24 protein-coding genes are annotated in these 20940 nt (G+C 49.1%); 13 read left to right on the forward strand and 11 right to left on the reverse strand.

The window, feature by feature from the left end; all coding sequences use genetic code 11:
- Nucleotides 1–5: 5 nt before the first annotated feature.
- Together K3G39_RS07580 and K3G39_RS07585 are read right to left on the reverse strand one after the other, a co-directional pair.
- Entirely contained in the window at nt 6–338 is a 333-nt protein-coding gene (locus tag K3G39_RS07580; RefSeq protein ID WP_220625586.1) for a hypothetical protein, read from the reverse strand.
- Nucleotides 339–520: 182 nt separating this feature from the next.
- Nucleotides 521–1588, reverse strand: a complete 1068-nt coding sequence (locus K3G39_RS07585) for a flavin reductase family protein (RefSeq protein WP_220625587.1) — start codon at nt 1586–1588, stop codon at nt 521–523.
- Between the two features lie 143 nt (nt 1589–1731).
- Here K3G39_RS07585 and K3G39_RS07590 point away from each other — a divergent pair, with 143 nt between their 5' ends.
- Nucleotides 1732–2862: a PLP-dependent aspartate aminotransferase family protein gene (locus K3G39_RS07590; protein WP_220625588.1), complete on the forward strand. Its 1131-nt coding sequence runs from the start codon at nt 1732–1734 to the stop codon at nt 2860–2862.
- A 184-nt stretch (nt 2863–3046) separates the two neighbouring features.
- Nucleotides 3047–3853 carry a 4-(cytidine 5'-diphospho)-2-C-methyl-D-erythritol kinase gene (ispE, locus tag K3G39_RS07595; RefSeq protein ID WP_220625589.1) on the forward strand — a complete coding sequence of 269 codons (807 nt, stop codon included), beginning with the start codon at nt 3047–3049 and terminating at the stop codon, nt 3851–3853.
- Here ispE and K3G39_RS07600 read toward each other — a convergent pair.
- The 3 genes from K3G39_RS07600 to tgt form a co-directional block, all read right to left on the reverse strand.
- Nucleotides 3809–4750, reverse strand: coding sequence for a DMT family transporter (locus K3G39_RS07600; protein ID WP_220625590.1), 942 nt, complete (start codon nt 4748–4750; stop codon nt 3809–3811). The two genes, ispE and K3G39_RS07600, sit on opposite strands and share 45 nt — an antisense overlap.
- On the reverse strand, nt 4750–5826 hold the full coding sequence (locus tag K3G39_RS07605) for an LptF/LptG family permease (protein ID WP_220625591.1): 1077 nt from the start codon (nt 5824–5826) through the stop codon (nt 4750–4752). Before K3G39_RS07605 ends, K3G39_RS07600 begins: the two co-directional genes overlap by 1 nt.
- Nucleotides 5827–5935: 109 nt before the next feature.
- Nucleotides 5936–7066 (reverse strand): tRNA guanosine(34) transglycosylase Tgt, encoded by a 1131-nt coding sequence (tgt, locus tag K3G39_RS07610; RefSeq protein WP_220625592.1) that lies wholly within the window; start codon nt 7064–7066, stop codon nt 5936–5938.
- 273 nt (nt 7067–7339) lie between these two features.
- On the opposite strand from tgt, the gene K3G39_RS07615 reads away from it, so the two are divergent.
- From K3G39_RS07615 to rsmG, 4 genes are all read left to right on the forward strand, one after another.
- Complete coding sequence (locus K3G39_RS07615) at nt 7340–8443, forward strand: glycosyltransferase (RefSeq protein ID WP_220625593.1); 1104 nt, start codon at nt 7340–7342, stop codon at nt 8441–8443.
- Entirely contained in the window at nt 8434–9042 is a 609-nt protein-coding gene (locus K3G39_RS07620; protein WP_007659731.1) for an RNA polymerase sigma factor, read from the forward strand. The genes K3G39_RS07615 and K3G39_RS07620 overlap by 10 nt, the downstream gene beginning before the upstream one ends.
- A 245-nt stretch (nt 9043–9287) precedes the next feature.
- Nucleotides 9288–9500 carry a hypothetical protein gene (locus tag K3G39_RS07625; protein ID WP_220625594.1) on the forward strand — a complete coding sequence of 71 codons (213 nt, stop codon included), beginning with the start codon at nt 9288–9290 and terminating at the stop codon, nt 9498–9500.
- A 78-nt stretch (nt 9501–9578) separates the two neighbouring features.
- A complete protein-coding gene (rsmG, locus tag K3G39_RS07630; protein WP_220625595.1) occupies nt 9579–10211 on the forward strand; it encodes a 16S rRNA (guanine(527)-N(7))-methyltransferase RsmG in 633 nt (210 codons plus the stop codon).
- Nucleotides 10212–10214: 3 nt separating this feature from the next.
- Here rsmG and K3G39_RS07635 read toward each other — a convergent pair whose 3' ends face one another.
- The gene (locus K3G39_RS07635; protein WP_220625596.1) at nt 10215–11168 is read right to left on the reverse strand and encodes a YheT family hydrolase; all 954 of its coding nucleotides are present in this window, start codon (nt 11166–11168) and stop codon (nt 10215–10217) included.
- A gap of 135 nt (nt 11169–11303) precedes the next feature.
- On the opposite strand from K3G39_RS07635, the gene K3G39_RS07640 reads away from it, so the two are divergent.
- Together K3G39_RS07640 and K3G39_RS07645 are read left to right on the forward strand one after the other, a co-directional pair.
- Nucleotides 11304–11660 (forward strand): hypothetical protein, encoded by a 357-nt coding sequence (locus tag K3G39_RS07640; protein WP_255594109.1) that lies wholly within the window; start codon nt 11304–11306, stop codon nt 11658–11660.
- 121 nt (nt 11661–11781) lie between these two features.
- Entirely contained in the window at nt 11782–12192 is a 411-nt protein-coding gene (locus tag K3G39_RS07645; protein ID WP_220625598.1) for a hypothetical protein, read from the forward strand.
- A gap of 63 nt (nt 12193–12255) precedes the next feature.
- On the opposite strand, the gene K3G39_RS07650 is transcribed toward K3G39_RS07645, so the two are convergent.
- The 3 genes from K3G39_RS07650 to K3G39_RS07660 are packed head-to-tail and all read right to left on the reverse strand — an operon-like array spanning nt 12256 to nt 15187.
- Entirely contained in the window at nt 12256–13299 is a 1044-nt protein-coding gene (locus K3G39_RS07650) for a cytochrome-c peroxidase (protein ID WP_220625599.1), read from the reverse strand.
- 32 nt (nt 13300–13331) lie between these two features.
- Nucleotides 13332–14078, reverse strand: a complete 747-nt coding sequence (locus tag K3G39_RS07655; protein WP_220625600.1) for an MbnP family protein — start codon at nt 14076–14078, stop codon at nt 13332–13334.
- A gap of 5 nt (nt 14079–14083) precedes the next feature.
- Nucleotides 14084–15187 (reverse strand): cytochrome-c peroxidase, encoded by a 1104-nt coding sequence (locus K3G39_RS07660; RefSeq protein WP_220625601.1) that lies wholly within the window; start codon nt 15185–15187, stop codon nt 14084–14086.
- A gap of 193 nt (nt 15188–15380) precedes the next feature.
- Between K3G39_RS07660 and rpsT the strand changes: the two genes are divergently transcribed.
- Complete coding sequence (gene rpsT / locus K3G39_RS07665) at nt 15381–15641, forward strand: 30S ribosomal protein S20 (protein ID WP_220625602.1); 261 nt, start codon at nt 15381–15383, stop codon at nt 15639–15641.
- 564 nt (nt 15642–16205) lie between these two features.
- Nucleotides 16206–16397 (forward strand): hypothetical protein, encoded by a 192-nt coding sequence (locus K3G39_RS07670; protein WP_220625603.1) that lies wholly within the window; start codon nt 16206–16208, stop codon nt 16395–16397.
- Between the two features lie 98 nt (nt 16398–16495).
- Here K3G39_RS07670 and pyk read toward each other — a convergent pair whose 3' ends face one another.
- The gene (gene pyk, locus K3G39_RS07675) at nt 16496–17923 is read right to left on the reverse strand and encodes a pyruvate kinase (RefSeq protein WP_220625604.1); all 1428 of its coding nucleotides are present in this window, start codon (nt 17921–17923) and stop codon (nt 16496–16498) included.
- Between the two features lie 3 nt (nt 17924–17926).
- Nucleotides 17927–18358 carry an IPExxxVDY family protein gene (locus tag K3G39_RS07680; RefSeq protein WP_220625605.1) on the reverse strand — a complete coding sequence of 144 codons (432 nt, stop codon included), beginning with the start codon at nt 18356–18358 and terminating at the stop codon, nt 17927–17929.
- Between the two features lie 159 nt (nt 18359–18517).
- Here K3G39_RS07680 and K3G39_RS07685 point away from each other — a divergent pair, with 159 nt between their 5' ends.
- The 3 genes from K3G39_RS07685 (at nt 18518) to rnc (ending at nt 20814) form a co-directional block, all read left to right on the forward strand.
- A complete protein-coding gene (locus tag K3G39_RS07685; protein ID WP_007659745.1) occupies nt 18518–18754 on the forward strand; it encodes an acyl carrier protein in 237 nt (78 codons plus the stop codon).
- 62 nt (nt 18755–18816) lie between these two features.
- Complete coding sequence (gene fabF, locus K3G39_RS07690; protein WP_220625606.1) at nt 18817–20070, forward strand: beta-ketoacyl-ACP synthase II; 1254 nt, start codon at nt 18817–18819, stop codon at nt 20068–20070.
- A gap of 66 nt (nt 20071–20136) precedes the next feature.
- The gene (gene rnc, locus K3G39_RS07695) at nt 20137–20814 is read left to right on the forward strand and encodes a ribonuclease III (protein ID WP_370627215.1); all 678 of its coding nucleotides are present in this window, start codon (nt 20137–20139) and stop codon (nt 20812–20814) included.
- Nucleotides 20815–20940 lie beyond the last annotated feature (126 nt).

Raw genomic sequence — 20940 nt, forward strand, 5'->3', positions numbered from 1 at the left:
TAAAGTTATTTGACAGGTTTTGGGAAAGCTATCATGGAATCGGGTTTTAGGGCCAGTATGTGAAACTGAATGGTAGAGTCAGGAACCAGCACATGCATGGTATACCTTGTCTCATGGCCTTTTGCTGTTTCATTGCTCTTGGTAGATAACTTTAGAAGCAGGCTATACCTGCTGTCTGGCTTTTCAATAAGACTAAGCTTGCTCGTGGAAGAATCTTTACCAAGATAATTTAGCTTTAGCTCCAGTTTGTTGTTGAGCGGCTTCAGACGGTCGAAATCCTGTGCCTGTGCTGATACGGATAGGAGTACCAATCCGATCATAGCGGAGATTGTTTTCATCTTTTGTGCAGTTGCGTGATGTTGTTTTACAAAGGTGCTATACCTGAAAATGCCTCAAGCCTGGAATCAGAGCAAGTATAAGACTTACAGGCTAAGTCAGTCTAAATATAGCTAAATCCTGATTTGATTTAGAAAACAAACTGCACTTTTTAGAAGATATTGTAGGACTTGGTAAAGTTGTGCTATAGAATTTCCAGCTCCACATCTCCGCCTACCGGAAAGCCAACACAAGTGAGTGTCATACCCTTCTCCATGTCCCGTTCCGTGAGCACCTCGTTATAAGACATCCATACCTTACCCTTTAGCACCCTGGCCAGGCAACTGCCGCATTTGCCGGTTTCACAGCTGTAGGGTATGGCGATGCCAGCTTGGCGGGCACTCTGTAAGATGTTGTTGGGATAGCGCGAAACGATCTGGTGCGTACTACCACCGATATGTAGGGTTACCTGGTGCGCTGAGGTATCAGGAGGCATTACTTTGGCCGGTTTGCGGATATCGGTGTTGAAAATTTCCTTGCGGATGTTGCTCTCAGGTATACCAAACTGCCGCAACGCAAAAGACATCAGGCGCATGTAGTTGTCGGGGCCACAAATGTAGAAAAGCAATTCATCATGTGGTGCCCTGGAAAGCGAGCTAATAAAATGCTGGAGCAGGTCCTTGTACAGGCGCGCCCGGCTTAAGTCGGGCGAGTTACTAAACAGAAATTCTGTATGAAACCTGTCAGGAAAGTCAGTAGCCAACTGCTGCAGGGGCTTCAAAAACATAGCTTTCTCAGGTAAACTGTTGCTGTAGAGCAGTACAGCAGATAGTTCTGGGCGGGCGTGCAGCAGCGTTTTGAGCAACGAGTAGATGGGCGTGATGCCACCGCCCGCTGCCAGAAAGAAAATCTGCTTATATTCTGTGCCTGCCTCCGGTAAGGTAAACAAGCCTGCCGCCCCGGTGGTGATGAGTTTGTCGCCAACACGGGCGTTATCGATGAGCATGCGGGAAAAGAGGCCGTTTTCAATGCGCTTTACGCCAATCGTAAGCGGCTCCTGCAGGGCGGGCGAGGAGGTGATGGAGTAAGAGCGGCGGACCTCGCCCTGCGTGCTGTGGTGCACCAAAGTCAAGTACTGGCCGGCTTTATACGGAAGGGGCTGACCATCTTCAGGCTCCAACGCAAAAGTCTTCACGCCGGGTATTTCCTCCTGTATGTAGCGGATGATCAGGTTGCGGTAATATCTGTTGTTGTCAGGTATAGGGTGTGTCATTGTTATCTATGAAACTTGGTGGCTATACGCGCAAATAGCCCTGGTTGAAAGTATAGGCGATGCCTTTCTCAAAAATAAGCATGTTTACCGGTCTATTTCCAAATACTGCCTATCTTTAACGAAGAAATACGCTATACCTGACCATGGCACAGATCCACCCGAAAACCACGCCTATTTACCAGACCTCAGTCTTCACCTTTGAAGACCTGAACGACCTGGAGCTATACTTTGACCAACCGGAGCAGAAGTATATGTACACCCGCTACGGCAACCCCAACTCCGATGAGCTGGCCGATGAGGTGAACAATCTGGAAGGCGGCGCCGGCGCTGTGGCCACTTCGTCGGGGATGTCAGCCATCCTGACGGCAGTGCTCACCTATTGCCAGTCAGGCGACCACCTTTTGTGTGCTGAGGAAATTTACGGTGGATCGGCTGCTTTGCTCTCGCATGAGCTGACCCGCATGGGAGTAACCGTAACCTATGTGCCGGGTGACGAGCTCTATACCTTAGACGGGCATGTGCGGGAGAACACGAAGCTGTTGCTGGCAGAGACGATGAGCAATCCGCTGCTACAGGTGGCAGATCTCCAGCGACTCTCTGCCGAAACCAAACGCACAGGTATAAAGCTGCTCGTTGATAATACTTTTGCCACGCCAGCCATAACCAAACCGCTCCACCTTGGGGTTGACATGGTGATCCATAGTGTAACCAAGTACCTTTCCGGGCATAGCGACGTAACGGCGGGTGCTGTGGTGGCAGCCAAAGCAGAAGATATGGAGCGCAGCAAACAGATTATGCGGGTATACGGCCTTAACTTGAGCCCATTCGAGAGCTGGCTGGCGGCCCGTGGCCTGAAGACGCTGAATGTTCGGATGAAGCAACACTGCTTTAATGCGATGGCTGTAGCCGAATTTTTGTCCCGCCATCCGAAAGTGAAGCAGGTATGGTACCCCGGTCTGGCACAACATCCGCAGCATAAGCTGGCCAAAGGGCAGGGCTCCGGTATGTTTGGGGGCATGCTCTCTTTCCGTCTTGAAGATGAACTGGAGACGGTCAATACTTTTATGCGGTCGCTGAAACACATTCCGTTCGCCCCATCGCTGGCAGGTGTCAGCAGCTCGATTTCGCACCCGCTCCGCACCTCGCACCGCAGCCTGAGCCCGGATCAGCAACAGAAGCTGGGCATCACGCTGGGTGTTATTCGCCTGTCGGTAGGTATAGAGGAAACCGTAGAACTGCTAGCAGATCTGGCACAGGCGCTTGATAAAGTTTAGTGAGTGATTTAGTGAATGAGTGATTGAGGAATTAGAAAAGGATAGGGCTATACCTGCGTCAGTAAGGATATTCGTTTTCTGAAGCCGTATGATGATATGATCAAGACTTCCGTCCTTTGTCTAAAAGTCCCTTGTCAAAAGAACTTCCAATAGGAGTTCTCCAAGGCAGATAAATAACGAACCTATGCTGGATTTTCCGAATGCTAAAATAAACCTGGGACTGCTGGTGAGGGAGAAGCGCCCGGACGGATTTCATAACCTGGAGTCGTGCTTTTACCCGGTGCGCTGGTACGATGCCCTGGAGATTGTACCAGCTGAGGCAGAGGTTTTTACGATGAGTGGCCTGCCTGTGCCCGGTAATCCGGATACCAACCTGTGCCTTAAGGCTTACAAACTATTGCAGCGGGACTTTAAGCTGCCGGCTGTGCACATGCACCTGCACAAGGTCATCCCGATGGGAGCGGGGCTCGGAGGTGGCTCTGCCGATGCAGCCTTTGCTCTGAAGCAACTCAACAGTCTGTTCGAGCTCAACCTAAGCGAAGAAAAGCTCGAAGATTATGCCCGGCAGCTTGGCAGCGATTGCGCTTTTTTTATCCGGAACAAGCCGGTGATAGCAGCTGAAAAGGGAGACGTGTTCAAACCGGTGGAGCTGGATCTGAGTGGCTATACCTGTGTGATCGTATACCCGGGCATTCATATTACCACAGCCGAAGCGTATGGTAACATTACCCCAAAAAAGCCGAGTTGCGGCATAGAGATGTACCTGAAGCAGGATGTGCAGGTATGGAAAGAGGTACTCAAAAATGATTTTGAAGAAGCACTTTTCCCGCGCTACCCCGAACTGGCAGGCATAAAAGAGCAGCTCTACGGCGCAGGTGCCGACTATGCGTCCATGACCGGCTCTGGATCGGCGATTTACGGCCTTTTCAGGAGCGAGCCTGATAACCTAGTCTTTCCCGGCCACTACCTTCTCTGGAAAGGCCTGCTTTAGTTTCTTGCGGCGCTCGCTATATGTGTCCAGCACCGGGTGGATGAAAACACTGACCAGAATGATGGCCGCTCCAATGTAAAAGTTGGAAGTCATCTGTTCATTCTCATTGAAGATCAGCCAGGCCAGGAGGATGCCATAGATCGGCTCCATGTTCACGGTCAGATTCACAGTATAGGCCGATATTTTCTGCATCAGCCTTACCGACGCAGTATAGGCGTACACCGTACATACCACTGCCAGCAGTAACAGGTATACCCAATCCATGCCGGTCATGGCAAAGCTAAGCGTACCCGTCTCTGTAAACAGCTCAGCATAGAAAGGGAAGAACAGCGCGGTGCCAATGCAGGCGCCTGCCATTTCGTAAGCCGTGATGGTCGTAGAAGGATGCTTCTTGGCCAGACGGGCATTGATGATCGTAAAGATCGCACCCAGCAGCGCAGAGGCAACGGCCATGCCTATCCCCAGCATGTTGTCAAATTCCGTCTCGGCCTGGAAAATAATGTAGAGGCCCAACAAAATAAGAAGCCCCAGCAGGATCTCGTGGAATTTTAACTTTTTGCTTGTAAAGGCTGGTTCCAGCAGGGCTGTCCACAAACTACAAGTGGCCATACCTACCAGACAGAGAGAAACCGACGAGATGCGGGCCGAGGCAAAAAACAGGATCCAGTGCGCCGAGATCATCAACCCGACACCCATGATAATGAACAGATTATTGCGCCCGAGCCAGAACTTGGTCTTGCGCCGGTAAATGATGGCGCCCAATGCCAGTGCTGCAATAAGTGTGCGGAGGAATACCAGTTCCACTGCCGGAATCGTGATCAGTTTGCCCAGTATGGCCGTGAAGCCCCATAACAACACAATGAAATGGAGCTCGATAAAGTCCTTGAGACGCGGCATTAGCGTGGAATATAGCGGTAAAGAAGAAAGCCAATACCTGTAAAAATAATACTTGGCACCCAGGCCGCATACATCGGGTCAAGGTCGCCGACCTGCGCCAGACTACGACTCGTGATCACAAAAATAATGAAGACAAAGGCCAGGAAGAATCCCAGCGCGATCTGCATACCTACGCCACCCCGCGCCTTGCGGGCACTCACGATCACCCCGATCACAGTGAGGATGATGATGGCAAAAGGATAACTGTAGCGCTCGTATTTCTCGATCAGGTAAGTCTCAATATCGTCAGCACCCCGGTCCACTTTTTCCTGAATAAAGCGGTTGAGCTCCGGCAGTGTCATGGTCTGCTCCAGCTTGTAAGTACTCTCAAAGTCTTTGGGCAGCATGTTGAGCGTCGTGTCCAGTGCCCCGCCGTAATAGATGCTCTCATTTTCGCCGTCGAAGGTGCGCAGGGTATAGCGTTCCACACTCCATTTTTGCCTCTCCGGGTTCCATTGCACGCTACTGGCGGTCAGCTTTTTGCTCAGGTTGGTGCCTTTTATTTCCTCAATGGCAAAGTTATACCCCACGTGTGCCGTGTTGTTGTAACTTTCCATGTACACGTAGGTGTCAGGGGCAATTTTGAGGTGGATATTGCGGCTGTCGTAGGTAAACGGACTTTTCACATACTTCACCTGAAAGGCCACACTCTCCTTGTTCGAGTTTGGAATTACCCAGCCGATCAGCCCGAAAATTAAAGCACCGATTATGGTAGCCCCGATCAGGTATGGCACCAGGAAGCGCTTGAAGCTCACACCACCACTCAAAATGGCCACGATCTCGGTATGCGATGCCATCTTGGAGGTCACAAATACCGTTGCGATGAACACCGTAATCGGGCTCAGCATGTTCGCGTAGAACGGGATCAGGTGGATGTAATAGTCGAAGATGATCTCTGAAATGGGTACGCTGTGCTGGATAAAGTCGTCGTTTTTCTCCGTGAAATCAATCACCAGAATCACGGAGACCATGATCAGCACCGTGAACACATAGGTGGTCAGGAACTTCTTCAGGATGTATTTGTCGATTAGCTTCAAGACGTTGTCTAGTTTAGGAATTTAGGAGTTTGAGAGTTTAGAAGTGAGAAAGATAATTGAGTTTTATTCAGCGTGAAATATTTAACTCCTAAACTCATCAACTCTAAAACTACAATCTTGTCATTAGTTTCTTCACCATCACGTCTTTCCAGTCACGGAAAGTGCCGGCGATGATGTGCTGTCGGGCTTGCTTGACAAGCCAGAGGTAGAACGTCAGGTTATGTACGCTGGCGATCTGCCCGGCCAGGTATTCGCCACTGTGTACCAGGTGGCGAAGATAAGCCTTGCTGTAGAACGTGCTTACATAGCCGCCTAGTTCCGCATCGATCGGGCTGTGGTCAGTGGCCCACTTCAGGTTACGTATATTGACGATGCCCTGTGTGGTAAACAGCATACCGTTGCGGGCGTTGCGGGTCGGCAACACGCAGTCAAACATATCCACACCCAGCGCAATATTCTCCAGTATATTAGCTGGCGTACCCACTCCCATCAGGTAGCGCGGCTTGTCGGCCGGCAGGATGTCGCAAACCACTTCGGTCATCTCGTACATCATCTCGGCAGGCTCACCTACTGACAGGCCACCGATGGCGTTTCCTTCGCGGCCAAAGCTGGCGATGGTTTCGGCTGACTGCACGCGCAGGTCTTTGTAAGTACTGCCCTGTACGATCGGGAAAAGTGTCTGGTCATAACCATACTTCGGTTCCGTAGAGTCAAAGCGGTCGACGCAGCGTTGCAACCAGCGATGGGTGCGCTCCATCGAGTTTTTGGCATAGGTATAGTCGCAAGGGTAGGGCGTGCACTCGTCGAATGCCATGATGATATCAGCGCCGATGGTGCGCTGCGTGTCCATCACGTTCTCCGGTGTGAAATCTAGGGCAGAGCCGTCGATGTGCGATTTAAATTTCACACCTTCTTCTTTGATCTTGCGCGTACCAGCCAGGGAAAACACCTGATAGCCGCCGCTGTCGGTGAGGATCGGACGGTCCCAACCATTGAATTTATGCAAGCCACCAGCCTGCTCAAGTATATTCAGGCCCGGGCGCAGGTATAGGTGATAAGTGTTGCCCAGGATGATCTCGGCCTTGATGTCCTCTTTGAGTTCGCGCTGGTGAACCGCTTTCACGGTGCCTGCCGTACCTACGGGCATGAAGATCGGGGTTTCGATGGCGCCGTGCGCCGTCTGCACCACCCCGGCGCGGGCTTTCGACTGTATATCTTTTGCTACTAATGAAAACTGCATGGTCTATGATTGTCAGCGTGCTATGCTACAAGAAGCAAGCCAGCTGTTTCAGCAGCCTGTGGGCTACTGTTTTTTGCTAAATGGTTATCAAAATAATCCGCAAAGATACAAAGCGCAGGGCCACGAACATAAATAATTATTAAATCGCGCAGATGTTCCTAAATGGCTTAATTATACCTATTTTTGGTTGTTAAAGGCGGTCTGGCTTCGTTTGGTTTTGAAAAATCGTGCTGGCGGCAGTTTAACAATCCAACCATCAACAAGTAAATAAACTTGATTCCACTTATACTCCTGGCGGTGCTGGCTTTTTGCGTGCTGGTGCAGCTATACTATACTTTACTCTACTTTCTGCCGTTGAGCAGGTATTATGACCCAGAACCGGACACCCTGCGGCCTGTATCGGTGATTGTGGCGGCTCATAATGAGCAGGACAATCTGTTTGAGCTATTGCCCGCGCTGCTCGACCAGCAGTACCCCGAATTTGAGATCATCCTGGTGAACGACCGCTCTGACGATGACACCGAATTCTACGTGTATGAGCTGGAGCGCCAGTTCCCGAATTTCAGGGTAGTAACGATCAAAAAAACACCCGAGTACCTGAACTCGAAAAAATATGCACTGGCCCTGGGTATACGCGCTGCCCGTTACGAACACATGCTGTTCACGGACGCTGATTGCCGCCCTTGCAGCGAACACTGGATTGAAAAAATGCAGAGTGGCTATGCTACTGGTGCTGACCTGGTTATCGGTTATTCGCCCTATAAAAAACTAGGAGGATTTCTCAATCATCTGATCAGGTATGAAACCTTACTGACCGCAATTCAGTATCTGTCTCATGCAAACAAAGGACACGCTTACATGGGCGTCGGCCGAAACTTATCGTATACTAAGACATGTTTCTTTAGAAATAAGGGGTTTGCATCTCATATCAAGACTACCGGCGGCGACGATGACCTATTTGTCAGAGATGCCGTCAACAATAGTAAGACAAGCATTGTTATCAGCAAGGAAGGGCAAACAATCAGCATACCCAAAAAGACGTTTCGGGAATGGCTGATACAAAAGAGAAGGCACATGGCCGCCGGCAGGCAGTACAATGCGGCAGACAGAGGGAGGATAGGGACATTTATTTCATCCAATATTCTTTTTTACGCGCTAGTAATTATTCTTCTTGTTCTAAATAGCCATTTGACTATATTGGCCGCTCTTGTCGGAATCCGCTACCTGGTGGTGTTTCCGGTCTATGTAAGTGTGGCGCGCAGATTAGACGAAGGCGTTTCTTTGCCATTGTTGCCACTGCTCGATATTGCCTATTTTTTTAGTTACCTGCTCCTTGGGGTATCCGTAGTATTGAACAAACGAATCAGATGGAAGTAAACAAACAATTCTCCGCAAAAGCGAAGCACGATTTCAAGCTGATACAGGCGGCTGTTGAGGAAAACGACGAGAAAGCTTATGCTGAGTTGATGAGCATATACAAGAAGCCGGTTTACCACGTGGTGCTCAAAATGGTGCGCAACGCCGACGACGCTGAAGACCTGACCATAGAGGCTTTTGCCAAGGCTTTTCGCAACCTGCATAAATTCAACCCAGAATATGCCTTCAGTACCTGGTTGTTCCGCATCGCCACCAATAACTGCATCGACTTTATCCGCAAGAACCGCATCAAGACGATGAGCATCGACTCGGCCATTAAGATCGACAACGGCGACGAGATCACGATCGACTTTAAGGACAAGAACCTGAATCCGCAGGAAGAGGCGATCAAAAACCAGAAAATCGAGATCATGCAGTACGTGGTAGCTAAGCTGCCAGAAAAGTACCAGCGCCTTGTAACACTGCGCTACTTCAACGAACTGTCGTACGAAGAGATCGCTACCGAACTAAACGCTCCACTCGGTACAGTAAAAGCCCAACTTCACCGCGCCCGCGAGTTGCTCTATGACATGGTGAAGAATAAGAAGCACTTGATTTAATTATTAAATTGTTGATAATTAAATTGTTATTCAGAAATGAGGAATCGTTCTTTGGACTAACAATTTAACAATGCAACTATTTAACCATTCATAAAACATTGATTACGTTTTTAGAGCCCCTGTTGCTTTGTGCGGCAGGGGCTCTATTTTTGGGCTGATTTCCGGACTTATTTCATATTTTTGTGATGCCCGTCGCTACAGCAGGGCGCTATAAGTAGTAGAGCTATACCTTGCAAACACAGACCATGCGAAACCTGAGCGAAGCCATCCTGGTACGAATGGGCAAGCTCCATCTATACCTGCGATACAAGGGAAGAGGTGAGCAAGAGCTGCATCGTAGGTACGAGGGCCAGTACCGCAACGCCGGCCTGGTGCTCTTGTTCGACCTCTTTATGGCCCTGGCCGTAGTGGTAGTGGTAGCCGTTGTGGCAGGTATGCTATACCTTATGACAAGTTAGAAAGAGAACGAGATGTGTGATTAATTCTCAACTTTCAAACTCTTAAACGCTCAAATTCCTAAACTCTTAAATTCAACCATGTCCATTTCCATCCGCATACTTCTGTCAGGTTATTTTCCGGAGCTCACCGAGGACCAGCTCGATAAATATGAGCGCATGGCCGAACTGTACCGCGAGTGGAATGAGAAGATAAACGTGATCTCGCGCAAAGACACGGAGCATATTGGCGAACACCACATCCTGCACTCACTAGGTATAGCCAAGGTGATTCAGTTCCCGGCGCAGGCCCATGTGCTGGATGTAGGTACAGGTGGAGGGTTGCCCGGGCTACCGCTGGCAGTGATGTTTCCGGATGTCAAGTTTCACCTGGTCGACTCGATTGGCAAAAAGATACATGTAGTGCAGGAGATCGCTCGCGAACTCCACTTGCACAACGTAACCGCCTCTCATATGCGCGCTGAGCAGGTGCGCGAAAAGTTTGATTTTGTGGTGAGTCGTGCTGTTACCCGACTGGCTAACTTTTACCCTTGGGTAATGAACAGCTTTAAGAGAGAGGCTATACCTGATAAAGGCATCTATTATCTCAAAGGCGGCGACCTCGAAGAAGAAATAGCCGAATCAGGCCTGATCACGAAGGTAAACGATCTGAAAGATTACTTCACCGAAGAGTTCTTCGAGACGAAGAAAGTAGTCGTAGTGCCGATGCCGTAGCTGCTACTCCCCCTCCAACAAGAACTGCACAGCTCTCGCTTCGGAGTAGTAAATGTTATTTCGGAAATCTTCTGCAAAGCCAACGTGGCCGCCTCCTTCAGGTGTCTCCAGGTATAGGTATGGGTTTTCGTCCGCCTCTTCAAAAGGGAAGCAGGAATTTGTCAGGAACGGATCGTTTTGCGCATTTACCAAGAGGGTCGGTACCTGTATGCGCTTCAGGAATTGCTTGCTGCTGGATCGTTTGTAGTAGTCATCTGCACTTTCAAAGCCGTGCAGTGGTGCCGTATACTTGTCATCGAACTCCGGGAAAGACCAGAACAGACTGTAGTTGCTGAGATCCAGGGCATCCGGGTACATTTCCTTCTTTTGCTCTAGTTTATGGCCTAAGGTTTTTAAAAAGCGCTGGGTATAGATTTTGGAAATGCGTTTGGCAGAACTTTTCAAGTCGATGGGCACTGAGAAGACGGAGGCCCGTTTTACTTCGCCGGGCACTTGTTCCGGGTCTTCGCCCAAATATTTTAAGCTGATGTTGCCGCCAGCACTAAACCCGACCAGGTATACGTTTTCGTAGTTTCCGCTGTCTAAAGCATGGCGCACCACAAAGTCGAGGTCATCGGAGGCGCCCAGGTGGTATGAGCGGAGGAGTTTATTGGGCTCACCGCTGCAGCTGCGGTAGTTCCAGGCCAGCGCATCTACGCCATGCTCGTTCAGCGCCTTCACCATACCCATGATATAGGGCCGGTGCGAGTCACCTTCTAGTCCATGCGACAGGATAGCCAGCGAGCGGGATTTAACGCGCGACCAGTCCGCATCAATAAAATCGTCGTCGGGGGTGATAAGCCGCTCCCGCTGGTAGTTAACGCCTGCTACCTGCCGGAACAAACTTGGCACAATCGTCTGGATATGCCCGTTGAAGAGGTAAAAGGGTGGTTTATGCTGTGAGGATAAGATCGGCATCAGGTATAAGGGTGTTTTGTAAATTAATACGGAAAATTCAAAATTACGCCCTTTCTATATTTGGTGCCACATCAGTGGCCCGCTTTTGACGTACTCGTTTATATAACATTAACAGAACCTAAGACAATGAAGTTTATGAACCATATAAAAACATGGATAATGGTCTGCCTGCTGGCAGGCTTAGTAGTGGCCTGTACTTCCGAAACACGGCATAGTGCCAATCGTGAGGTAGAGGAGTTTTCGACCTGGATAGAGGAGAACAGCAAACGTGCCGAAACGGCTACTGAAGAAGAATGGAATGAGATGGAGGCAGCGTACAACCGCAAAGCCACCGAAATAGAGAAGCGCAGCGCCGACTGGGACGACCAGACCAAAGCAGAATGGGAAAAGGCACAGGTGCAGTGGCAAGAAACGGTTGGCCGGGCTGGAACACGCTTCAGGGCATCTGAAGCAGAACCTGAATTCGACACAGGGCCGGAAAACAGAGAATAACAAACTTTTGTTCAGTGCTATATATAAAAACGCTATACATTTATATGCTTTACTTTGAATATTACTATTCCGTGGGGATTATCAACACGTATAAAGCAGTATAAACAATGATAATAATAAGATGAATATAAAATCAAATCTTAAATCACTAGGTATAGCGTTGACAGTGAGCGCATTTACCTTTGCCTGTAACTCTGAAACCCGCACAGAGACGAACAGTGAAATTGATGAAGCACAAGTAGAAGTAAACGAAACCGGTGTAGAAGCCGAGCGTGAATATGATGAATTCGCGGTATGGGTGAATGATCAGTCTTCTCGCGCTGAATCAGCTACAGAAGAAGAGTGGCGTGAGATGAAAACAGAATACAATAGACGCGAAGCTGAACTTGACGCCAAAAGCGACACCTGGGACGATGAAGCCAAGCGTGAGTGGCAGGAAGTAAAAGACAGCTGGAAACGTACTGAAGACAAAGTACAGAAGCGTATCGGCGATATAGATGTTGATGTGGATGTAGACCGAAATAACAACTAATCTTACTTAGTTGAAGATCAAGCCTGGGGCTGCAGCAATTGCTGTGGACTCAGGCTTTTTCATTTACTGTAGTTCCCAGGGGTTGCCGTAGGCATTGTTGCTGATGAAAGTAGAGTCGGTAAGGGTGTGTAGGAAGGCAATGAGCTGCTGCTGTTCCTGGAGGCTAAGTGCTATACCTGTCGAGCCGTTTTGCTGCAGTTGAGGCGCCAGCGTAGCGTATGACTTTATACCTGAACTGTAGTGCTGTAACACCTCCTGCAGTGTGCCAAAGCGCCCGTCGTGCATGTAAGGTGCCGTGAGAGCAATGTTGCGCAGCGAAGGGGTTTTATACCTGCCTATATCCTGTGCTATACCTGTAATGCGCCCTCTGCCATAAGCCAGTTGCTCATGGTCTTCCGGAAAATCACTATCAAGTCCGTTGTTGTGGTAGCGGTTATCGGTAAAGAAGTCGGTGGCATGGCAGCTGTCACAGTGTCTCCGGAACAAGGCCATACCTTGTAGTTCCAGCGAACTGAGCTTGCCCCCGGGCTCCTTGCGCACATACCTGTCGTAGCGGGAGTTGGCTGAAATAAGGGTGCGCTGAAACTGCGCCAGCGCCCGTAACACCAGCGGACTGGTGATGGAATCGGTGTCAAAAGCTTTCTCGAATTGAGCCGGATAATGCCTGTGCTGGCGCAGGTAGAGCAGAAGGGAATTCAGGTTCTGGCCCATCTCATCGGCATGCGTAAGCGGCCCCATACTAACTGCTTCCAGGTTTTTAGCTCCCCCGTCCCAGAACATCCCATCCATCCAAGCCAAGTTGACCAGTGTTGGCGCATGGCGCAGCAGTGGCTTCCCCGATACACCAGCCTTCGATAATGCCTGACCGTCTGAAAAAGCTTTGTCCTGCTGGTGGCAGCTAGCGCACGATACCTGGCCGTTTGCTGACAAACCGGGGTCATAAAACAGCATACGTCCCAGTGCTATACCTTCCGGCGTGAGCGGATTGTGGTTGGGTACAGGTATAGCTTCAGCCAGATTGGGGGGTACCTCAGGTATACGAGAGTCGGGTTCAGCCTCTTCAACATCCCGAAGGTCGCAGCCCACCAATGCGAGTGCTGTGATCAAGAAAACCGATAGGAGTCGTCCATACTTTTTCATCAGTTGCCGGAAGCCACTTTTATAAACCCGTTTTCGTAGTTCTCCACAATTTTGCGGGCATTCTCGCCACCCATAGCTGTGTTAAGTTCATCAAAATCTATCAGGTGAGGGGTGCGGAACAGATCGCTTAGTTCTGTCTGCAACACGATATTTCCATCAGGTTTCTGTCGCAGATCCAGGGCCTGCGGTAGATCCATGTTGAATAGCATGAAGTTACTGTCTTCACCAACATGAAAGACTAAACCGCCCACTTTGGTGTCGCCTGTAAAAAGACCTTCCAGCAGCAGAAATTTATACCCTGTATTCCAGTCCCACACCATATCGTTGCTCGGGTCGAGGTCGCCGAACTGGTCGATGGTGTGGTTGCGGGCCTCATCTACCCCAATAGCGAACTCCATTTTATTATACCTGGCAGCAGGTACATTCTCAAGTTTAAAACCTGATTTGCCATCCATTGTAATCAGGTGGTAACTGTCAGGCTCCGTGTATACCGTATGCCCATCTTCACTGATCAGCTTCACATTACTCAGGTAGAACCTGAACTTTTGCACAGTATAGGTATCGCCTGCGGGGCTTTGGTAAGGGTAATCGCGCTGTAGGTTTTGACCATCTACTAAGGACTGCACATTAACTTGAACGGTGGCAGTAGCAGGTTCTTTTTCCTTGTCGTCGGAACAGGCGCTGAAGGCAAACGGGAGCGAAAGAACTATAAGAAGTAGGAAAGCAGATCGAAAGCGGATGAGCATGGCACTTAATTAAATGGGTTCGAGAATCGTTTGTCGTTGATAAAGGTGGTGTCGGTCAAGGTATGGAGAAAGAGGATAATCTTGCGTTTTTCTTCAGCTGTGAGGCCCAGACTGGTTCCGTTGGGCATGTTAGACGCCTCCATGATCAACGGATCGAGGTTTGGCGTATCGAAGCGGATGTGCTCATTGTAGTGGTCCAGAACTTCTTCCAGCGTTTTGAAGCGGCCATCGTGCATGTAAGGCGCTGTAAGCGTGATGTTGCGCAGCGAAGGCGATTTGAACCTGCCTTTATCACTCGCCCTGCCCGTGATATCGCCCAGGCCAATATCCTGTGGCTCTGCATCCAGCCCGTTGTTGTGGAAAGTTCGGGTTGTGAGCAATACGCCGCCATGACAGTCCCCGCAGTTACCACCCCGTGTGTGAGTGCTGGGGTCAGGATGCGTCATGAACAGCACCATACCTTCTACTTCGTCGGGTGTAAAAACCTCCTGGTTCTGCAGGTAGCGGTCGTAGCGGGAATTGCCTGATATAAGCGTACGTTGGAATTGCGCCAGGGCATTGAGAATGTTTTCCTTTGTGATGGTAGGGGAGCCGAAAGCTTTCTCGAAGAGGGGAGGGTAGCGCTCAGTTTGCTGCAACTTGGCAACCGCTTCCGGCAGGGGCTGGTGCATCTCTAGCGGGTCTTCGAGTGGTTTTACAGCTTGCTGTTCCAATGTCGTGGCGCTGCCGTCCCAGTTGAATTGGCTAAACCAGAGCATATTGGCCAGCGACATAGAGCTACGTTTGGCCTCCGCCCCGTTCACTCCGGCACTGAATGCTTTGCCATCTGTAAAGGCCAGTTGCTGCTGGTGACAGCTGCCGCAGGAGATCGTGTTGTTGCGCGACAACTTTGTTTCATAAAAAAGATTGCGCCCAACTTCCACGCCTTCTACCGTCATCGGATTATCAGCAGGAATGATAAAATTCCTGGGCAGGGTAGCAGGTATAGCCAGTTCGTAAGGCTTCGGTTTTTCAGGCGCTGGTGTGGTCTGGCCATCGTCTTTATCACTGGAGCAGGCCAAAAAGAGAGGTAGAAGAGCCGCCAATAGAAAGAAACGCAAGGGTGCCATGGTTTTCAGGCTAAATAAGTGTAATTTTGGATCAGCATAAGTTAAGTATTTGTGCCGAAATAATCTCAGAACTGCAATAAATACCTGATCAGGCTTTTTTATAACAGGGAGGTTTTGGAATTTAATTTCAAAGAATATATCTTTGCAAACTCATTTAGGATACGCAACGAAATTTTAATTAGTATAAAATAACATGGCTAATCACAAGTCGGCATTAAAGAGAATCAGATCTAACGACGCGAAACGTCTTCGTAACAGATATCAGGCGAAAACTACTCGTACTTTCATTAAAAAGCTGAAAGGCACTACTGACCAGGCCGAGGCGCAAGAACTGTACAAAACAGTTTCTTCTATGCTTGACCGTCTGGCAAAGAAAAACATCATCCACAAAAACAAAGCTGCTAACAACAAGTCAAAACTGGCTAAGTTCGTTAACGGTCTGGCTGTAGCCTAGGTTTTTACTGGAATACCATTCTGAAGCCTTACACACTCGTGTAAGGCTTTTTGTGTTTTCAAAAAAACGCTGTCTGAAGGGCAGTTCTTGCCTCTAGATAGTATTTTTTTTGAATATGCTTTAATCTGCTGCAAACAGAGGCAATGAATAAGTCTCAGGTATAGCAACTTCTTTTGTTAAGGTATTTCATGTCTGAATGTGTGGGAATGACTGGTTTTTCATCTGTCACCCTTGATGGTTTTATCTGGAAGAAGTGAAAGGCAGTAGTTTTGACTATGCTCTGCTGGAGAGGAGGGTACACTAACATTACTATTTTGAAAGTTCCTACTCCAAGGGGACTTCGGGGCCTGATGCATTACAGGTATAAACATGGTCGCTGCGGTTTCAAGAGTAAGATGAATATACCTTCTCTCAGAAAGGAATTACCTCCCCAAACCCCTCCTTTTGTAGAGGCCCCTATCTCCAAACAGGAGAGGAATTTTCTGCTACTGCCAATCCTTCAGGTATAGGCATTGTAGTTGCGTGTGCACGATTAACATCTCCCTACCCCCATCAAGGAAAAAAGTGAGTGCCCGCCGCACAGGCGAATCTATAAAACAATACGCTTTGCTATACCTGCAAAAGGCAAAAGCTACAATGCTATACCTAGGCCAGTGCCTCACTATACCAGACACGAGTGAGGACGCTCGCACCATGGTAATAAGCCCTGACATCCGAAATCTGACCATACAAAATCAATCTTCGCTATACCCGTAGCTAGCGGCTAAAACCTCAACTAAAGATCTCCATTAAAACAAAAAATCCTGAGGTCGTTGCAGCAACCCCAGGATTCTCTAAATGGAACATTCCTTATTTTAAGCAATACTCAGCTTGATCATATTTGTACGCTTCTGCTCATAAATCGGCATACTCGCTGTGTTGATGAACACGTCACCCTTGTTTAGGTAGCCGGCTTTGAGGAGCATCTGCTTGATGTCTTCAATAGTAGCGTCAGTAGACTCGAACTTGTCGTAGTAGAAACCACGGACTCCCCATACCAGGTTAAGGGTAGTAAGTAGACGCTCATTTTCTGTGAAGATAAAAATGTCGGCTCTGGTGCGGTACTTCGCCAGTTGGAAAGCTGTGTAACCTGACTTGGTCATCCCTATAACGGCACGAGCATTGGTGTCGCGGGCCAGGTTGCAGGCGTTGGCTACCAGGCTGTCGTTATAAAAAGTTTGGGAGTGCGGATTCAGGATGTAGGTCTTGTTAAAGATATCGGCCTGGCGCTCCACCTCGCTGATCGTTAAGTTCATCGAACGGATCGTCTCTACCGGGTACGCGCCAACTGCAGTCTCAGCACTCAGCATGAGGGTATCGGCACCGTCAATCACGGCATTGGCTACGTCGTTGGTTTCGGCACGGGTGGGCTTTGGGTTTACGATCATGCTTTCCATCATCTGGGTGGCGATAATCACCGGCTTGGCAGCCTTGTTACACTTCTCCACGATCATTTTCTGAAGCATTGGCACGCGCTCCATACCTGTTTCCACACCTAAGTCGCCGCGGGCAACCATCAGGGCGTCAGACGCTGCAATAATCTCATCAATGTTGCGGATGGCTTCAGGCTTCTCAATTTTGGCAATAACGCGGGTATCCTTGCCACGCTCTTTGATGATGCGCTTGATCTCCAGCACGTCCTCTACCTTGCGCACAAACGAGAGGGCTACCCACTCCACGTTGTGATCCAGGCCAAAGTGCAGGTCGCGGATGTCTTTTTCGGTCATGGAAGGAGCGGACACCGAAGAGTCAGGCAGGTTGATGCCTTTGCGTGGTTTTACTACACCGCCGTATTTTACGTCCGCTTCCACCAGGCAGTTATTGTCTGTGGTGACCACTTTCAGTTCCAGTTTGCCGTCGTCGAGCAGAATGGTGTCGCCTGGGTTTACGTCCTTTGCCAGGGCGGTATAGCTTGTGCCGAGGTGCTCGTGGTTGCTGATCGATCCGTCGCAGCGCAGCAAAACGCGCTGTCCTTCTTTTATTTCTACACCTCCGTTTTCAACCTCACCGATGCGGATCTTAGGACCCTGCAAATCCTGCACGATACAGATGTTGGTGTTGAAGCGGCGGTTTAATTCGCGGATATGCTCAATTACTTGCAAATGTTCTTCGTGCTCCCCGTGCGAAAAGTTTAGTCGGAATGCATCAACGCCCTCCTGCACAAGTGCTAGCAGACGTTCAAAGGTATTGCTGGCAGGGCCAACAGTGGCCAGTACTTTGGTCTTATTGAAGACTATCTTCATATGTCAGAATAATAAGTGTTCTTTGTTCTTGAGGGTAAGTGGATCAAATTGTTTTGCGTATTGAATCATGGGCAGGCTCTGAAATTTCCTGAACAGCTCCTGCGGGTTAAGATATTGCTGCAGTGCCCCTGATAGCTGCAGTATGTAGTCATACTCTTTTACGTCGGGCAACATATAAGGCCTTTTAACAGCAAGGGTGCCCAGGGCCTTGTTTCGGAACAGCCGTACCGTACTGTGTGTGTCATTGTGCTCAAAATGAGAAATGTACATCTTCTGCCGGTCTTCGAGTTCGTAACAAATGTCCTGCTGACGGGTGAGATTGAGTCCCAAAACACGGTTAATCGACCAGGCCATCTTGTAATCACGGCATGAGGCAACCACACCGAAAAGGGCGAAGCTGAAATCATACTCGATATCCAGGTACAGTGTTTTCATGGGCTAACAAACAGCGTAATTGCAAATTTATAAACATGGCAACGGAAAACGACCTTTAAGGCAAAAACTTTTCCCACTTACCGAATACAGCAATTTTTTTTGACATTGTCTGCCTAATTACATTTCTTTGCACAGTGTTTTAATAAACTATAAGAAAAAATGTCAGAAATCGCAGAAAAAGTAAAGGCTATCATCATCGATAAGCTTGGTGTTGAAGAGTCAGAAGTTACTCCAGAGGCTAGCTTCACAAACGACCTTGGCGCTGATTCACTGGATACAGTAGAGCTTATCATGGAATTCGAGAAAGAATTCAATGTTTCTATTCCAGATGACCAGGCTGAAAACATTGCCACTGTAGGTCAGGCGATCAGCTACCTGGAAGAGCACGCAAAGTAATATAACCCCGATTACCTTATTGTATTCAGTAATTTTTACTATCTATCCTCTACTAACAGCTTATGGAGCTTAAGAGAGTTGTAGTTACAGGGCTTGGCGCACTCACCCCACTTGGAAACAACGTTGCAGAGTACTGGAACGGGCTGGCCAATGGTGTGAGTGGAGCTGCGCCTATTACACGCTTTGATGCGAGTAAGTTTAAGACCCAGTTTGCCTGTGAAGTAAAGGGATATGATCCTGAAAAATACTTCGACCGTAAGGAAGCGCGTAAGATGGACCTGTTCTCTCAGTTCGCCATGGTGGTGGCTGACGAGGCGGTTCAGGACGCAAACCTGGTGGAAGGAAACTTTGACCCAGACCGCGTAGGTGTGATCTGGGGATCTGGTATTGGCGGCCTGCGTACTTTTCAGGAAGAGTGCGTGAACTTTGCCAACGGTGACGGTACCCCGCGATTCAACCCATTCTTCATCCCGAAGATGATCGCAGACATCAGTGCCGGTCATATTTCCATTAAGTACGGCTTCCGCGGACCTAACTTCGTAACGGTTTCTGCCTGTGCATCTGCTACCAACGCTATCATTGACTCTTTCAACTATATCCGATTGGGTATGGCCGATGTGGTGGTAACCGGTGGTTCAGAGGCTGCTGTAACCGAAGCAGGTATAGGAGGCTTCAACGCCCTGAAAGCCCTTTCAGAGCGCAACGACTCTCCGGAGACTGCCTCCCGTCCATTCGACAAAGACCGCGATGGTTTTGTGTTGGGTGAAGGTGCAGGCGCATTGATACTGGAAGAGTATGAACACGCTAAAGCCCGTGGCGCTAAGATCTATGCCGAAGTGATCGGTGGCGGTATGTCTGCAGACGCGTATCACATTACAGCCCCGCATCCGGAAGGTATGGGCGCACTCAACGTAATGAAGAACGTACTGCGCGATGCCAACATCAAGCCGGAGGAGGTAGATTACATCAACGTGCACGGCACATCTACGCCACTCGGAGACATCAGCGAGGTGAAAGCGATCCAGACGGTGTTTGGAGACCATGCCTACAACCTCAATATCAGTTCCACCAAGTCTATGACAGGTCACCTGTTGGGCGCGGCTGGTGCTATTGAGGCCATTGCAGCTATCATGTCGATGAAGAACAGCCTGGTGCCGCCAACCATCAATCACTTCACAGATGATGAAAATTTTGACTCCGGTCTTAACTTCACCTTCAACAAAGCGCAGGAGCGCGAAGTGAAAGTAGCGTTGAGCAACACGTTCGGCTTCGGTGGACACAATACTTCCGTTTTATTCCGTCAATTTATCGACTAGGTGTTTGGTCCCATAAAACCGGTACGGCGTTTCTATCACAGCCTATTTACCAAGGATAGAGAGATAGTGCGCGCCATTTCCGGAATTATTGGCAGCACGCCCGATAACATACGCCTGTACAAACTGGCGCTCACACACACGTCCTTTGCGCGCCAGAACCTGGCCAGCAAGCACGATACCAATGAGCGTCTGGAGTTCTTAGGCGATGCGGTACTCGGAACGGTAGTGGCTGAACTGCTTTTCAAAAAATTCCCTTACGAAGACGAGGGCTTTATGACAGAGATGCGCTCACGGATCGTAAACCGGGAGTCACTCAATCATATCGCCATGAAAATTGGCCTGAACCTGCTGGTAAAGGTCGATACCTCGGGTGGGCAGAGTGCCCGTCATAAATCTGTACATGGCAATGCTCTGGAGGCCCTTGTTGGCGCCATATACCTGGACAAAGGGTATACAACAACCCGACAGTTCATATTAGGCAAGTTGATCAAGCCGCACGTAGACCTGCACAAACTGGTCAACACTACATCAAACTTCAAGAGTAAACTCATCGAGTGGGCGCAAAGCCAGAATGCCGAAATCCGGTTCGAGATTGTAAATCGCAAGAACCAAGGCAACACAACAGAATTTACCTGCGAGATCTACCTAAACGATAAGCCGGTTGCCGTAGGCGTGGGCCTCTCCAAGAAAAAAGCCGATCAGGCTGCTGCTGAAAAGGCGCTGGAAGTACTCAATATCAGTTAAGGCTGCATTTCTATTATTGGACATAGTTCCCACATCCATCTAACACAACCATTTCTGCTTTCTTATACCTGAATTGCCCCTGTAGGTGTCAGGCTATACCTGTTCAGGGTATAATGGTTCTTTATT

Origin of the sequence: Pontibacter sp. HSC-14F20, from assembly GCF_019599265.1 — a bacterium.
GTDB lineage: Bacteria > Bacteroidota > Bacteroidia > Cytophagales > Hymenobacteraceae > Pontibacter.

What these genes read in the sequence shown, in the direction of transcription:
- K3G39_RS07660 (WP_220625601.1), bottom strand. Translation starts at nt 15,187, where the DNA reads ATGGCACCCTTGCGTTTCTTTCTATTGGCGGCTCTTCTACCTCTCTTT.
- K3G39_RS07580 (WP_220625586.1), bottom strand. Translation starts at nt 338, where the DNA reads ATGAAAACAATCTCCGCTATGATCGGATTGGTACTCCTATCCGTATCA.
- K3G39_RS07655 (WP_220625600.1), bottom strand. Translation starts at nt 14,078, where the DNA reads ATGCTCATCCGCTTTCGATCTGCTTTCCTACTTCTTATAGTTCTTTCG.
- K3G39_RS07600 (WP_220625590.1), bottom strand. Translation starts at nt 4,750, where the DNA reads ATGCCGCGTCTCAAGGACTTTATCGAGCTCCATTTCATTGTGTTGTTA.
- tgt (WP_220625592.1), bottom strand. Translation starts at nt 7,066, where the DNA reads ATGCAGTTTTCATTAGTAGCAAAAGATATACAGTCGAAAGCCCGCGCC.
- K3G39_RS07625 (WP_220625594.1), top strand. Translation starts at nt 9,288, where the DNA reads ATGCGAAACCTGAGCGAAGCCATCCTGGTACGAATGGGCAAGCTCCAT.
- K3G39_RS07590 (WP_220625588.1), top strand. Translation starts at nt 1,732, where the DNA reads ATGGCACAGATCCACCCGAAAACCACGCCTATTTACCAGACCTCAGTC.
- K3G39_RS07620 (WP_007659731.1), top strand. Translation starts at nt 8,434, where the DNA reads ATGGAAGTAAACAAACAATTCTCCGCAAAAGCGAAGCACGATTTCAAG.
- ispE (WP_220625589.1), top strand. Translation starts at nt 3,047, where the DNA reads ATGCTGGATTTTCCGAATGCTAAAATAAACCTGGGACTGCTGGTGAGG.
- K3G39_RS07635 (WP_220625596.1), bottom strand. Translation starts at nt 11,168, where the DNA reads ATGCCGATCTTATCCTCACAGCATAAACCACCCTTTTACCTCTTCAAC.
- K3G39_RS07645 (WP_220625598.1), top strand. Translation starts at nt 11,782, where the DNA reads ATGAATATAAAATCAAATCTTAAATCACTAGGTATAGCGTTGACAGTG.
- fabF (WP_220625606.1), top strand. Translation starts at nt 18,817, where the DNA reads ATGGAGCTTAAGAGAGTTGTAGTTACAGGGCTTGGCGCACTCACCCCA.
- K3G39_RS07685 (WP_007659745.1), top strand. Translation starts at nt 18,518, where the DNA reads ATGTCAGAAATCGCAGAAAAAGTAAAGGCTATCATCATCGATAAGCTT.
- K3G39_RS07585 (WP_220625587.1), bottom strand. Translation starts at nt 1,588, where the DNA reads ATGACACACCCTATACCTGACAACAACAGATATTACCGCAACCTGATC.
- pyk (WP_220625604.1), bottom strand. Translation starts at nt 17,923, where the DNA reads ATGAAGATAGTCTTCAATAAGACCAAAGTACTGGCCACTGTTGGCCCT.
- K3G39_RS07680 (WP_220625605.1), bottom strand. Translation starts at nt 18,358, where the DNA reads ATGAAAACACTGTACCTGGATATCGAGTATGATTTCAGCTTCGCCCTT.
- rsmG (WP_220625595.1), top strand. Translation starts at nt 9,579, where the DNA reads ATGTCCATTTCCATCCGCATACTTCTGTCAGGTTATTTTCCGGAGCTC.
- K3G39_RS07640 (WP_255594109.1), top strand. Translation starts at nt 11,304, where the DNA reads ATGAACCATATAAAAACATGGATAATGGTCTGCCTGCTGGCAGGCTTA.
- rpsT (WP_220625602.1), top strand. Translation starts at nt 15,381, where the DNA reads ATGGCTAATCACAAGTCGGCATTAAAGAGAATCAGATCTAACGACGCG.